Genomic DNA, 13,345 nt, shown 5'->3' with positions numbered 1-13,345 from the left:
TGTCGTGACTCTCGTCCCGGCGGGACGAGGGGCCGTCATTTTCGGCTTGAACAGCACAAACTGGTTCTATATTGGTATCGTACCAGAGGGCGGTTGTCGCGCTGAGCGCGCGAAGCGGGAGCACGCGGAACGGTGGAAGGCGAGGGGTCTTTTTCAGGGTCCGCAGAACGTCCCGCTATATGTGCTGTTCCGAAGGCGTCGGTCGGCTGGCGCATCCTGTCGCAGGTCAGCATCAAGGGCAGTGCGCCCTTCAACGAGGACATGGCGGGATCTGCCGGCTCGCATGCCTGGATCATCGACGGCTCGGCCTTCTTCTCAGGGGCGTCCAGAACGGAGCATCAGTCGGAAGGAACCTGGTTCGCGCAGCGTGTCGATGAGATTCTGCGCTCCGCCGCGCGTGAAGAAGTGCCGCTTTCCGAGATCGCGGCAACTCTCGAGACAACCCTCGCCCGAGACTATGCGATGTTGGGTGACGGTCAGCCCGAGCGCGTCGGAGGAGAGGGGCCTTCAGCTGTCCTAGGTCTTTTGCGCTTATCGGCCGTGGGGCAATCCTGTCGTATCGAGGGCGCGGTGATCGGCGATGTGTCGATCATCATTCTCGATGGCGAGCGCATGGAGCGCTGGACGGACCCTTCGGCGGGCCCCTTCGAGGCCCGGACAATCGCAGCAGCCGGAACCGGCCCGCGGCCTGAAGGTGAGCCGATTTCAGCCCCCGCTCTGGCGCAGATTCACGAGAACCGCCGTTTCCTGAACAAACCGGACGGCTACTGGGCTGTTCATCCCGTGCTTTCGTGGCGACGGGGGGTGCGTTCCTTCATCGCGACCGTGTCTCCAACGGCGACGGTGCTGCTGGCTTCCGACGGGTTCATGCGCCTGGTCGATGTCTTGAAACGCTACGACGAGGCTGGTCTCATGCAGGCGGTGGTGAGCGAGGGCGCGGCGGCGCTCGTCGCAGAACTGCGCCGACTCGAGAGCGGAGATCCACGGACGGAACGGTTCAACCGCGTCAAAATTCACGATGATGCCACGGCGCTCGTCGTGATGCCGGGCCTGCCGGCGGCCGAATTCATCCAACAATAACAAACGTGCCATTCAACGAGGGAGAGCAAACATGTTGGCCGGGATTCTGACCAGATCCATCTTGAGGCGGGCGCTTGGCAAGCTTGCCCTGACGGCTTTCGCCGCCGCGACTGTCCTTGCGGCACCGGTGCAGGCGGAGGATCTCACGCTGTGGAGCTGGCGCCAGGAAGACAAGGCAGCCTACGCCAAGTTCATCGAGTCGTTCCGCAAGATTCATCCAGACATCAATGTGAAGTTCGAGGCCTTCGAGGCTGCGAACTACCCGACCGTCCTGTCGACCGCTCTTGCCGGCGGCACGGGGCCGGACATCGTGCAGGTGCGCGCCTATGGTACCCTCGGCGTCGGCAAGCCGGACTATCTCGTGCCGCTCGACAAGACGATGGTACCCGAGTTCGACAATTTCCCCGCTTCGGCGGTGGCGGCGGAGACCATGCGTTCGGACGGCAAGCTCTATGCGGTGCCCTTCGCCTCGCAGACCATGCTGATCATCTACAACAAGGATCTGTTCGAGAAGGCCGGCGTCACGCCCCCCGCGACATGGGACGAACTCGTCGCCGTTTCGAAGACGCTGAAGGAGAAGGGCATCACCCCCTTCGGCAATGGCACCGCCACCTCCTGGCAGAACGAGACCATCGTCGGCGCCTTGCTCTCCTCCCAGATCGGCAAGCAGTTCGAGCAGGACGTGCTCGCCGGCAAGGCCGACTTCACCGATCCGCGCTTCGTTGGGGCACTTACCAAGCTGAACGAGCTGAAGGATTACTTCGCCCCGAATTTCTCGGGCGTGGATTATGCCGCGTCACAGCAATTCTTCGCAGCCGGGCGCGCAGCGATGTTTGCCGGCGGCTCGTTCGAGCTCGCCAATTTTCTGCGCCAGAATCCCAAGCTGAAACTGGGGATTTTCGCCTCGCCGGTCGCCAAGACCGGGGATGAACGGCTGGTCGCGCTCTATTACGATGGCGGCTACGCGATCAACGCTGCGTCGAAGAAGAAGGATGCAGCGCTCAAGTTCCTGCGTTTCCTCGGTACGCCTGAATTCGGCACCGCCTTCTCGAACGATCTTCAGAACATCTCGCCGATCAAGGGCGTGAAGTTCGAGAACCCGTTGCTGAAGGAGGTCGCGGTGCTCAACCAGCAGGCGATGTCCTACATCATGCTGGTCAACTTCCGCTATCAGGAGCCGACGGGCTCGGTGCTGCTGCAGTCCGGCGTGCAGAAGATGCTGGCGGGCAAGGCGACCCCTGCCGAGGTCGGTGCGGAGGTCACGAAGGGCATCGCGACCTACTACGCGCCTTTCAAGAAGTAAGCCCCGGGGCTGCAGCGCTCATGATGCGCATGGCCGGGAGAGCCCGACCATGCGCTTGGACAGGCGCGCCGGGCTTCCCCCTTAGATCATCGGATCGGATATCGTATCCGGTCCGATGATCTAACCTTCTATGATTGCATCGGCTTTGCCCCGAAAACCGCAATCCACTTTTCGGGCCGATGCTTTAGTGCGCTGCTTCAACAGGCCAGGTCTCATGAAGACGGATTATCGAAGCCGCGAGAGGCGCAAGCGCGCGGCCTGGATCGCGTTTCTCATCGTGCCGCCGATGGCGATGATGCTGACCTTCGTCGTCTGGCCGCTGCTGCTGGCGCTCAGCTCGGCCTTCTATCGCTGGGAGGGGATGGCGCAGGGAGAATTCGTCGGCCTGCAGAATTTCAGCGATGTCCTGTTCGGTGATCATTTCGCGGCGCTGACCTGGCGGGCCTTCCGGCACAACCTCTTCGTCTTCTTCGCGCTTTTCGTGGTGCAGAACACCGCCGGATTCCTGCTCGCCTGGTTCATCTATCGGGAGCCGTTCGGCTTCCGCTTTCACCGGATCGCGATCTTCATGCCGGTGATCCTGTCCACCGTCCTGGTCGGTTTCCTGTGGAAGCTCTTCCTCGATCCCAATTTCGGCCTCATCAATCAGCTGCTCGACATGATCGGGCTCGGCGCGCTACGCCAGCCCTGGCTCGGGCAGGAAACGACGGCGCTGCCCGCGCTCGTCATGGCCAATGCCTGGCATTGGGTCGGGTTTCCCGCCCTGGTCTATCTGGCCGGAATGCAGCGCATTCCCCGTGAAATCCTCGAAGCTGCCAAGCTCGACGGCTGCAGCAGCTGGCAGATGCTCACCCGCGTCGTCTGGCCATTGGTTGCACCTTCCACGACCATCACACTCACGCTGCTCTTCATCGGCGCGTTCAACTGGTTCGAGCTGCCCTACATCATGGCAGGGCTTGACGGCTCGCCCTACGGTTCCACGGATGTGCTTGGGCTCTATTTCTACCGCACTGCTTTCGGCAACCAGAGCGGAGGCCTTCAGGATTTCGGGCACGGCAATGCGCTTGCCGTCTTGATGTTCATGTTCATCGCGGTCGTCGCCACGCTCATCACCCAGTATCTGCGCCGCCGGGAGATTGCGCTGTGACGGCAATGGCCCAAAGTCCGGACCCACTATTCCCGCGCAGCAGCCCCGGCAGTCTGATTGCCGCGGCGCTGCTCGTGGGCAACTCCGTCCTGATGCTCTACCCGATCGTCATCATGGTGTTCTCGGCCTTCAAGACGACGGGGGAGATCTTCGACGCACCGTTTGCCGTTCCTGATTTCACCTATGTTGCGAATTTCACCCGCATCTGGGGCGAGACAAGCCTGCCGGGTTACTTCATCAACTCGGTGCTCATCACCGGCTCGTCCATCGCGCTGATCCTGCTGCTCGGTACGATGGGTGCCTATGCGCTCGCGCGCTACGATTTTCCCGGCAATTCGGCCATCTTCATGTTCTTCCTGGCCGGCCTGATGCTGCCCTTGAAGCTCGCGGTGATCCCGCTCTTCCTGCAGATGCGCGATTTCGGCCTGCTCGACACCCGTTTCGGCCTCATCCTGATCTATACGGCGATGGGCCTGCCCTCGACGATCTTCATCATGACCGGTTTCCTGCGGACGCTGCCGACGGAACTCGAGGAGGCTGCACGCATCGACGGGGCGTCCGAGCCGCGGATCATGCTGTCCATCATGCTGCCGCTGTCCGTGCCGCCGATGGTCATCTCCGCGATTCAGAATGCCGTGCCGACCTGGAATGATTTCTTCTTCCCGCTCGTCTTCATCCAGACTGATTCACGCAAGACCCTGCCTCAGGGCCTGTCGGTGTTCATGGGCGAATATACCACCGACTGGGGCATGCTGTTTGCCGGCCTCACCATCGCAGCCCTGCCGCTGACCATCATCTACATCGTGATGTCGCGCCAGTTCATCCGGGGCATGACCGCGGGGGCGGTAAAGTGACACTTGCAACCAATCATAACCTGATACCGCCCGGCAGCCTCGCCGTGTCCTGCCAGGCGCGGGCGGATAACCCGTTGCATGGGCCGATTTTCATGGCGGCGATGGCGCAGGCGGCCGAGCATGGCGGCGCGCTGGCCCTGCGTGCCAATGGCGCTGCCGATATCGCTGCGATCCGTGCGGTCAGCAATCTGCCGATCATCGGCATCCTCAAGCGCTGGGACGATCGCTTCCCCGTCTACATCACGCCCGATTTCGCCGCTGCCACGCTGATTGCCGCCGCAGGTGCCGACATCATCGCGCTCGATGCAACCGACAGGCCCCGCGATGGCGAACCGCTCGAGGTCCTGATCGCGCGCATCCGCGGGGAGCTGGGCAAGCCCGTCTTCGCGGATTGCGCGACATTCGAGGACGGCGTGCGGGCGGCCGGGCTTGGCGCCGACTACATTGCCACGACTTTGTCTGGTTACACCGATGAAACCGCTGCGTTGAAGGCGACGGGGCCGGATATCGCCCTGATTTCCGCTCTCGCTGGCGCCATATCGACACCGATCGTGGCCGAGGGGCGTTTCGAGCGGCCAGAGCAGCTCGATACGGCCTTCGCGGCCGGTGCGCATGCCGTGGTCGTTGGCACGGCCATCACCAACCCTCGTGAAATCACCCGCCGTTTCGTCGCACATGCCCGGATTTGAGCCTCCGCTGGGCCTGGGCATCGAGACGGGCGGGACGGCATCGCGCTGGTGCCTCGTCTCCGCAGCCGGCGAGGTCATGGCACGAGGCGACGTGGCGCCGATGACGGGCCATGTCTTCAGCGAGGCGGACCACGAGCGCGTCCGAAGCATCTTTGCGGATCTTGCGGCTCAACTCGCAGACCATGGCCGGCCCAGTGCCATCGTGGCGGGCGTCACGGGCATTGGATCCGCTTCTCAGACGACGGCTCTCTTCACGCGGATGCTCGCGGACGTGTTCCAATGCGTTGAGAAATCCGTGCTTGTCGTAGACGACATGTGGCTCGGTTACCGCGCCCGCTTTGCGCCCGGTGAGGGCATCGTCATCTATGCCGGTACCGGCTCCATCGGCTACCACCTCACGGCAGGCGGCGAGATCATGCGGGCCGGCGGGTACGGCGTGCTGGTCGACGATGGGGGGGCGGCGACTTGGATCGCGACGGAAGCGTTGCGGTTCGTCCTGCGGCGCGAAGATGAGGTGCCCGGTTCCGGCTGGAGCACCCTGATCGGCCGGGCGCTCTCCGAAGCTGTTGGCGGAAGCTCCTGGGATGCGGCCCGCGTCTCCATCTATGGAGGCGACCGCGGCAGCCTGGGGCTCTTGGCCCGCGCTGTAGGCGCTGCCGACGAGGCCGGGGATCCCGAGGCGCAACGGATCTTTGCGCGGGCAGGACAGGAACTCGCCCGCCTCGCTCTGGCACTGCGCGGGCGTGTCGGCCTCAAGCCGGTGGCTCTGGCCGGCCGCGCGATCACGCTCTCGCCAGCCATTGCCGAGAGTTTCGCGGCCGCGGTCGCGCCGCCGGTGCGCCTCGCCGATGCCAGCCCCGATGTGCCGGCGGTCGCCGCGCGACTGGCCGTTGAGTTCGCTGCAAATCCTGGTCGTGGAGAGCCGGGCACAGGGCGTTGAAACTGCGTCGTGTGCGCGGCCATCGGCAAGACCCGGAGTGCGGTGCTCAGCGGAAACGAACCGGCATAGAAGACGCTTCGAGTTGCTCGAAGACGAAGGCAGCAAGGTAGCCATAGGTCGCGTGCCCAATCAGGCTCATGAGGGAGAGGCGCGGCACGTCGGTGAGAAGGAAGGCCTGACCGGCAAGAGGCGCGAAGAAGCCGAGCGCGATGAAATAGGTGATCACCCCCCAGATCCAGCCATCGGCCGGCATGCCAAAACTCTTCACAAAGCGCGTCAGCGCGTAATAGCCGAGCGGGTAGAACAGGAAGCCCGTGAGGAAATGCAGCAGCTTCGCGACCGGCGTCGAAATCGCCAGGCCGAGCTGGTGGGAAAACAGCGACTTCACCAGTTCCGGCGGCTCCAGCGGGAATTCGGCGAACCACGCGGTCGGGACGGCCGAGAACAGTTCCCAGAAGCCAAGCCCGGCAAAGCCGCCAAGGGCGAGGTTCGCGATTGTGCGCCCTGATGGAAGGCTGAGCGTCCGGGGCAGGGTGGTGGTGATCATGGCTGCTTTTCCTGTGGCGGCGTTCAATGGGCGAGCGCGAGTGGAGTCGCCGCGACGGCAAGCGCGGCGGTGCGGGCGGCCGGCCGATTGCGCAGCAGCGCCAGCCGGCGCGCGGCGAAGAGGTTGGAGCCGCCGCGTTTCGTGATGCGTTCGCCGAGAAGCTGGGCTGCGCGCTCATGGCTGCCCGAGCGGATCAGGCTTTCGATATGGGCTTGCTCGAAGAGGTCGCGCTGAGCATGGCTGCCGCCAATCACGACCAGTCCGTTGCGCGCGGCGCCCAGCAACCTCGCCGCCTCGGCATAGTCGCCTTCGTGGAAGGCGAGCAGGCCGAAAGCCGCGAGGGCGCCATTGCGAGCCGCCTGCCTGCGCTCGCTGCTTCGATGCGCCCGACCATCCTCGACGAGCGTGCGGGCAATCGCCACCGCGCCGCTTGCATGCCCGGCGCCGAGCAATGAGAGGGCATAGTGCAGGTCGGCAAAGACGAGGCGGCCATCATCGATCCGCCCCTCGGCGAGTGCGGCCAGTTCCTCCCAACGCGTCCCGACATCGACTCCGGCATATTCGAGCCGGGCGAGCAGCGAGGCGCCATTGGCGATGTCGCGATAATCATCGGTGGGCTCGCCCCGGATATCGATGTCATAGAGGCGCAGAACCTCGGCAGTCTCGCCGCGCTCCAGCCGGAACAGCGCGAGGTGCCAGACGATGTGGAAGCGCAGGTTATTGGCATGGGACCAGTTCCGGGGATTCCCGAGCCATGCGATGCCCTCGTCGGCGCGGCCGGTCATTTCCAGCACATGCGCGACGGCGTGGCGGCCCCAGGCATCGCGCGGGGCCAGGGTCACGGCACGGCGGCCCGCGTGCTCCGCCTCGGCATAGAAGCCCTGCTCTTCGAGTGCGAAGGCGTAGCAGCCATGGACATAGCCGGCGAGCGGGTGGCTTCCGGTGAAACCCGGCGCGGCGCGGCGCAGGCAGGCCAGCATCTCGGCCTGATCACCGAGCATGAAGCGCAGGCCATGAGAGAGTTTCAGCGCCAGAACATCGAGGGGATGGGCCTCCAGGATCGCTTCCAGGCGCTCGGCGGCCAGACGCGGCGCATCGGCCAGCCAGAACGCCAGCGCCTCGGCCAGCATGCACTCGCGCCGCGTGACGGGGCGCAACGCGATGGCCGCCTGGGCCTTGATGAGGCAGTCGCGTGCCGGTCCGAGCAATTCGGACCTGGCAAGCGAGAGCAGCATCAGGCCTTTGGCTGCATGAGCCAGCGCGAAATCCGGATCCGCTGCCAGCGTGCGGGCGAGATGTTCGGGCGTCGCGGCAGCATGGGCCAGCACGGCTTCGAGCGTGTCGTTCCAGGCGAGGCGTGCAGCGTCGTTCGCGACTGTGACGCGCTCGCCTGAGAGATCATGATACATGAGGCCACTCCGTTCGAGCCCATGAAGGGCATCTTCGGGGAGTTCGCTGGCGAGCGATCAAGCGGCGATCAACTCGCTTCACGGACCCGTGTTGGCAGGCCGTGCTTGGGCGTTTCCGTCTCGTCCAGCCGTTGCGGTTCAGCCTTCGCTGGCGCAGCGGGACCAGCCCACGGTGTGCTCTTGAACCAGCCGACGACAACCGTGACGCCGAGGATTGCCGCAAAGCCGGCGAGATTGAGCAGCGCCATGCTCAACTCGCTCCGGCCCAGCATATCGGCTGCTGTGCCGGCGAGCCGTGCCAATACGACGCTGGCAAGGAAGGCGGCGAGCGATTGCCGCCCGATCAGGATGAGCAAGTGGCCAACGCCCTGATCGAGATTCCGGCGCCAGGGGTCGATCAGACTGAGCACGAGATAGGCCAGTGCCAGGAAATGCAGCACGCGCAGGATGTGCAGATTGCTCTTCTCGCTCGCGGGCAGGATCAGGTCGCGCAGCGCCTGCATTGCCGGCCAGTGCTCCAGGAAGCCCCAGAAGGAGAACGGCACGGAAAGGAGCAGGAAGACGCCGGCGGCGAGCATCAGCCTGTGCTCGCCAAGTCGTGGCACCGGCAACCATTTCATCCCGATGAAGAAACCGATGAAGAAGATGAGCTGCCAGGCGAAGGGGTTCAGGAACCAGCCGGCGCCGTTCCAGGGATTGCCGGGAAGATTGAGGTCGGTCGCCCAGGCGAGCCCATAAAGCAGCGCCACCATCAGGAAGGGCAGGGCAGCATTGATCCGGTGCAGCGCCATGGCCACCGGAACCAGCGCCAGGATCACCAGGTACATCGGCAGGATGTCGAGGTAATCCGGCTGCCAGGTCAGCGTCGCAAGGCCGAGCAGTGCCGTTTCCGGGGCGCTCAGGAGCGGCGCGAATTGGGACGCGACCAGGCCAAGGCCGAAACTGTGGTCGAGCAGCGCGGCGAGTGCGATCAGCGCCAGAACGAGGCCGAGCTGCGCCCAATAGACCTGCCAGATGCGCAGCATGATGCGCGCGGTTCCGAGCAGCAGGCCGCGGCGAACAAAAACGCCGCCGAAGGCGAGTGCGCTGGCGACGCCGGAACAAAAGACGAAGAGTTCGGCGCCTGACGAGAAGCCGAAGCGAGCAGGGATGAAGGCGTTCCAGCTGTTCTGCGGCCAATGCGCGACGAAGATGATCAGCATTGTCAGGCCCCGGAAGAGGTCGAGCCGTTCATCGCGCGGGCGTTTGCCCGCCTTCTGTTGAAGCGTGCTCATCAGAAAGCCCCTTGGTAGTTGCCTGCATCGATCCTGCATGCGAGCACGGTGAAACCACTGCGCTGGAATGCGGCGCTCGCCTCGCGCCTGAGGCTGTCAGGGTTCGAGATCGTGCCGCCGGTGCCGCCCATCGCGCAGGCAATCGCCGCGAAATCGGTGCCGCCAAAGTCGACCCCGGCGCGGGCCAGGCCAAGCTGGCGCTGTTTCAGCGCAATGAGGCCAAGGCTCTCATCGACAAGGACGACGAGGACGACCGGAAGCGCCAGATCGCGCAGGGTTGCGAGCTCACCCAGGACCATTTCGAGGCCGGCATCACCGACGAAGCAAAGTGCGGACCGTCCCGTGCCGAGCGCCGCGCCAGTCGCCAGAGGCAGCGCGCAACCCATCGTGCAGAGCCCGGTCGACTGCAGCAGGCGGCGCGGCCCGTCGCTGCGCCACATCTGGCTGAGCAGAATCCGATGCGCACCGGAATCGGCCGTGACGATGGTTCCCGCCGGTGCGACCTCGCGCAGGATGTCGAAGACGGCATGGGGCCCCCAGTCCGATGGCGGAGCGAAGGCCTCCCTGAGCGCCCTGCGGATGGCGGCGGGGCGCCCGTCCGGCCAGGTGCCCTGTGGCATCGCTCCTTCGCTGAGCCGCGACAGGATGGTGCCGACATGACCTTCGAGGAGCAGCGTCGCGCTGTGCATGCCGTGGCCGACATCCTCGGCGACGATGTCGATCACGCGCTTGGCCGGAGGCCAGGGATTGCGCCAGCCCTGGCGCATTTCGATCGGGTCATAGCCGGCGAGCACGATGAGGTCGGCCTCGTCCAGCAGCGGTCGTGCCAGCGCTTCGGCCTTCGGCGACAAGCCGACTCCGCCGATCACGCGCGGATCGCTTTCCGGCACCAGACCCTTGGCCTTGTAGGTGGTGAGCAGCGGGGCGCCGGTCCGGGCGAGGAACAGATCGAGTGCGGCGGCGGCGCCTTCGTTGACCAGGTCGAGCCCGGCGATGACCAGCGGCCTCTTCGCGGTCGCGATCATCTCGCGTGCAGGACCGAGATCGGCGGGAGCGCTGTTGCAGGGAGGCTTTACGGTCTGGACTGCGCGCTGGGCCGTCTTCGCCTCGGCGACCGCGATTGGCAGATCGATATGGACAGGGCCGGGGCGACCGCTCCTGGCGATGGAGAGAGCCTTCTGCACCACCAGATCCTCGGTGCCCTGCGCGGCGCGAAAGCTCGCCTTCACCAGCGGCCGCAGCACGGCCTGATGGTCGAAGATCTGGTGCGTGTAGCTTTCAGCCAGGGCCTGATCGACGCAGCCGGTGATGAAGATCAGAGGGACGCGGTCCTGCCGGGCATTGGCGACGACATTGACGGCATTGGCGACGCCGGGGCCCAGTGTGGCGACCAGCACTGGCAAGGCGCCTGTCGCGTGCCACAGTCCTTCAGCCATGAAACCCGCCGCATTCTCGTGCTTGGCGAGCAGGAAGCGGATGCCGGCACGTTCCAGCGCATCGACCAGCGCCAGAATCTCGCCGCCGGGAATGCCGAAGGCGTGTGTCGCGCCTGCGGCAGCAAGCTGCTGCGCGATCAGATCGGCGCCTCGCACGCATGCAGCCTCCGCCGCTTTCGGCATCGTCTCGGTTAGGCTTGTATCCTGGCGCATGGCGTCTCCTTCGGCATCGGCAGGAGAGATCGTGCGAGGTAGGCTCCTGGTTACGGCTTCACGGAAAAGTGAGCCTGGCGCCCGCCGCGGCTGTCGGCTTTTCGGGAGGCATGGCAAGTTGCCAGGCCCGCTCGACCCAGGCCGGGTCGGACATATGTCCGCCGCCATGGAGGCAAAGTTCCAGCCGCGCGGGCCCGGGACAGTCTGTTGCCAACCGACAGGTCAAGGCTTCCGGCCGCGGCGCCTTCCGGATCTCACCCGCCCAGGTGAACGTGCAGCCCGGTGCCAGGACCGCGAGGCTCCTGAAGAGATCGCCCTGCCTGTCTCCGGACCGGAGTGGGCGTCCCGCCATCGGCACGGTTGTGTCGCTCGTGCCATGGATATAGATCAGATTGGGCCGGGGCCCGACGCAGGTCTGCGGAAGTGGCTCCCAGAACGCACCGGCGATCGGCGCGAAAGCGGCAAAGCGCGAGGGCATCCGGCAGGCCAGATTCCAGACCATGGATGCGCCCTGCGAGAAACCACTGGCCAGAATCCTGTCGGGGTCGACGGGGAAGCGTTGCGCGACATCGTCCAGCACATGGCCGATAAAGGCGAATTCGTCGCGATGGTGCCCGGGAGAGCCGGGATAGGACCAGGTCCGTTCCATCCCGTCCGGGACGATCAGGGCAACCCCGAGGCGCCGCGCAACCGCGACGAGGCCCTGATCGGCCATGATCTCCTCGGCCGAGCCTTGCCAGCCGTGAAAGTACATGATCGCCCCGCGCGGGGGGCCGATCGCGGCCCGCGCCGGCAGCAAGATGCGATAGAATCCGCCCTCGACCGGGCAGCCTCCCTCGGCCGGGCAAGGCGTCAGGCGTTCTCCCGTCCCGGCGTGTTCCTGTGCGATGGCGGCCGGTGGCAGCGTCGCGACCAGCGCCATTGCGAGCGCTGTGATCGCCAGGCTGAAGCACGCTGCTGTCGCCATGTTCGTCGCTCTCCCGCGAAGGCCTGGAAAGGCCGCGTTTTGCGCGTGTGCGAGCGTATCGGGGCTGCGCGTGGTCATCATCTACCAGTCACGGGCTTGTGAGCCCTGCACCATCATGCGACGGATTGGGCCTCCAGCTCGCACTGCCCGGACAATCGCTGCTTCCCGTGTCTCTCGCCGATCTTGAAACGCAGCTGCATCCCGTCTTTCTCTCCGCGCTTGCCGGCGATGCGGCGGCCTATCGCGTGTTCCTCGAGGCGATCAGCGTGCGTCTGCGCGGCTATTTGCGCCATCAGCTGGCGCGGGCGGGGCGCACCGAACCGAGCGAGGTGGAGGATGTGTTGCAGGAGACCTTGCTCGCCCTGCATCTCTCCCGACACAGCTATGATCCGGCGAGCCCCGTGACCGCCTGGGCCCATGCGATCGCGCGCTATAAACTTGTCGATCATTTGCGCCGCTCCGGGCGGCACGCGTCCAACCTGTCGATCGATGACGAGGCCTATCAGTTGGCGGCGCCCGACACGGTTGCCTCCGACGCCGGGTTGGACTTGACGCGTGCCCTGCAATCCCTTCCGGAGCGGACACGAAAGCTGATCGACCAGGTCAAGGTCCAGGGCTGTTCGGTCGCCGAGGCCGCAAGCGCTGCCGGCATGACCGAGACGGCGGCGAAGGTCGCGATCCATCGCGGCCTGCGGGCCATGGCCCGGATCCTGACCAAGCGCAATGCACCGTGACCGGTCCGCACCCTATGCGGCACTGTGAGCGCCGCCATCCCTGTAACCTTTCGCCTGCTTGCCGCGAAATCCCTGACCATCAGAGCGCAATGACCGATCAGACATGAAGACCGACGAGCTGATTTCCCTCATGGCCACGAGCAACCAGCCGGTTGATACCGGGTGGCTGCGCCGCGCCACCTGGCTTGCTGCGCTCCTCGCCATGATCGCGGCGACGATTGCCGTGCTCCTGACGCTCGGCGCACGGCGTGATCTGGCCGGGGCCTGGGCGACCGCGCCGGTGCTCGGCAAGCTCCTGCTCGGAGCGAGTGTCGCCGGGATTGCGCTCGCGGCTTTCCAGCGCAGCCTGCGACCCGGCCTCAGCCCGCGGGGACACCTGTCCTTGATCCTGCTCCCTATCGCTGCGGCGGTGCTATCGGCTCTCGTCGTTCTGGCCCAGGCGCCTGCCGGAGAATGGGCCAGCTTGACCTTTGGCAGGAGCTGGCAGGCTTGCCTGATCGCCGTTGTTCTCTACGGACTGATCCCGCTCACCGCCATGATCGCGGTCGCCCGGCGAGGCGCGCCGGTCGACCTGCGCCTCACTGGCGCAGCCGCCGGAATTGCATCCGCGGCCTTGGCGACCATCGCCTACAGCGTGCATTGCCCGGAGGATACGATCCCCTTCATCGCAAGCTGGTATCCGCTGGCGATGGGCATCATGGCTGTCGTTGGGGCCCTCGCTTTTCCGCGATTCGTGCGCTGGTAGCGGAACG

Annotated in this window: 13 protein-coding genes; 8 read left to right on the top strand and 5 right to left on the bottom strand. The window is 65.3% G+C overall.

Going from position 1 to position 13,345, the window contains the following annotated elements:
- Positions 1–405: 405 nt before the first annotated feature.
- From FG93_RS14700 to FG93_RS14675, 6 genes are all read left to right on the top strand, one after another.
- On the top strand, positions 406–1,080 hold the full coding sequence (locus FG93_RS14700) for a hypothetical protein (RefSeq protein ID WP_161783823.1): 675 nt from the start codon (positions 406–408) through the stop codon (positions 1,078–1,080).
- 31 nt (positions 1,081–1,111) lie between these two features.
- Positions 1,112–2,383 carry an extracellular solute-binding protein gene (locus FG93_RS14695; protein ID WP_043235487.1) on the top strand — a complete coding sequence of 424 codons (1,272 nt, stop codon included), beginning with the start codon at positions 1,112–1,114 and terminating at the stop codon, positions 2,381–2,383.
- A gap of 214 nt (positions 2,384–2,597) precedes the next feature.
- Positions 2,598–3,530, top strand: a complete 933-nt coding sequence (locus FG93_RS14690; RefSeq protein ID WP_043235485.1) for a carbohydrate ABC transporter permease — start codon at positions 2,598–2,600, stop codon at positions 3,528–3,530.
- A gap of 74 nt (positions 3,531–3,604) precedes the next feature.
- Positions 3,605–4,384, top strand: a complete 780-nt coding sequence (locus tag FG93_RS14685) for a carbohydrate ABC transporter permease (RefSeq protein ID WP_244448621.1) — start codon at positions 3,605–3,607, stop codon at positions 4,382–4,384.
- Between the two features lie 74 nt (positions 4,385–4,458).
- Positions 4,459–5,073 (top strand): N-acetylmannosamine-6-phosphate 2-epimerase, encoded by a 615-nt coding sequence (locus tag FG93_RS14680; protein WP_244448620.1) that lies wholly within the window; start codon positions 4,459–4,461, stop codon positions 5,071–5,073.
- Positions 5,060–6,013, top strand: a complete 954-nt coding sequence (locus FG93_RS14675) for a BadF/BadG/BcrA/BcrD ATPase family protein (RefSeq protein WP_043235480.1) — start codon at positions 5,060–5,062, stop codon at positions 6,011–6,013. The genes FG93_RS14680 and FG93_RS14675 overlap by 14 nt, the downstream gene beginning before the upstream one ends.
- 46 nt (positions 6,014–6,059) lie before the next feature.
- Here FG93_RS14675 and FG93_RS14670 read toward each other — a convergent pair whose 3' ends face one another.
- From FG93_RS14670 to FG93_RS14650, 5 genes are all read right to left on the bottom strand, one after another.
- Positions 6,060–6,560, bottom strand: a complete 501-nt coding sequence (locus FG93_RS14670) for a hypothetical protein (RefSeq protein WP_043235478.1) — start codon at positions 6,558–6,560, stop codon at positions 6,060–6,062.
- 23 nt (positions 6,561–6,583) lie between these two features.
- Positions 6,584–7,969: a tetratricopeptide repeat protein gene (locus tag FG93_RS14665; protein WP_043235476.1), complete on the bottom strand. Its 1,386-nt coding sequence runs from the start codon at positions 7,967–7,969 to the stop codon at positions 6,584–6,586.
- 68 nt (positions 7,970–8,037) lie between these two features.
- A complete protein-coding gene (locus tag FG93_RS14660; protein WP_052513775.1) occupies positions 8,038–9,243 on the bottom strand; it encodes an OpgC family protein in 1,206 nt (401 codons plus the stop codon).
- Complete coding sequence (locus FG93_RS14655) at positions 9,243–10,892, bottom strand: thiamine pyrophosphate-binding protein (RefSeq protein WP_244448619.1); 1,650 nt, start codon at positions 10,890–10,892, stop codon at positions 9,243–9,245. Before FG93_RS14655 ends, FG93_RS14660 begins: the two co-directional genes overlap by 1 nt.
- 58 nt (positions 10,893–10,950) lie before the next feature.
- Entirely contained in the window at positions 10,951–11,859 is a 909-nt protein-coding gene (locus FG93_RS14650; protein WP_161783822.1) for a PHB depolymerase family esterase, read from the bottom strand.
- 167 nt (positions 11,860–12,026) lie between these two features.
- Between FG93_RS14650 and FG93_RS14645 the strand changes: the two genes are divergently transcribed.
- Both FG93_RS14645 and FG93_RS14640 read left to right on the top strand, forming a co-directional pair.
- Positions 12,027–12,593, top strand: coding sequence for a sigma-70 family RNA polymerase sigma factor (locus FG93_RS14645; RefSeq protein WP_043235642.1), 567 nt, complete (start codon positions 12,027–12,029; stop codon positions 12,591–12,593).
- A gap of 103 nt (positions 12,594–12,696) precedes the next feature.
- Positions 12,697–13,338: an NrsF family protein gene (locus FG93_RS14640; RefSeq protein WP_052513772.1), complete on the top strand. Its 642-nt coding sequence runs from the start codon at positions 12,697–12,699 to the stop codon at positions 13,336–13,338.
- Positions 13,339–13,345: the final 7 nt, after the last annotated feature.

It is taken from the genome of Allobosea sp. LC85 (genome assembly GCF_000735605.1).
Lineage (GTDB): Bacteria > Pseudomonadota > Alphaproteobacteria > Rhizobiales > Beijerinckiaceae > Allobosea.
This window is presented reverse-complemented; position numbering and strand designations above follow the sequence as displayed.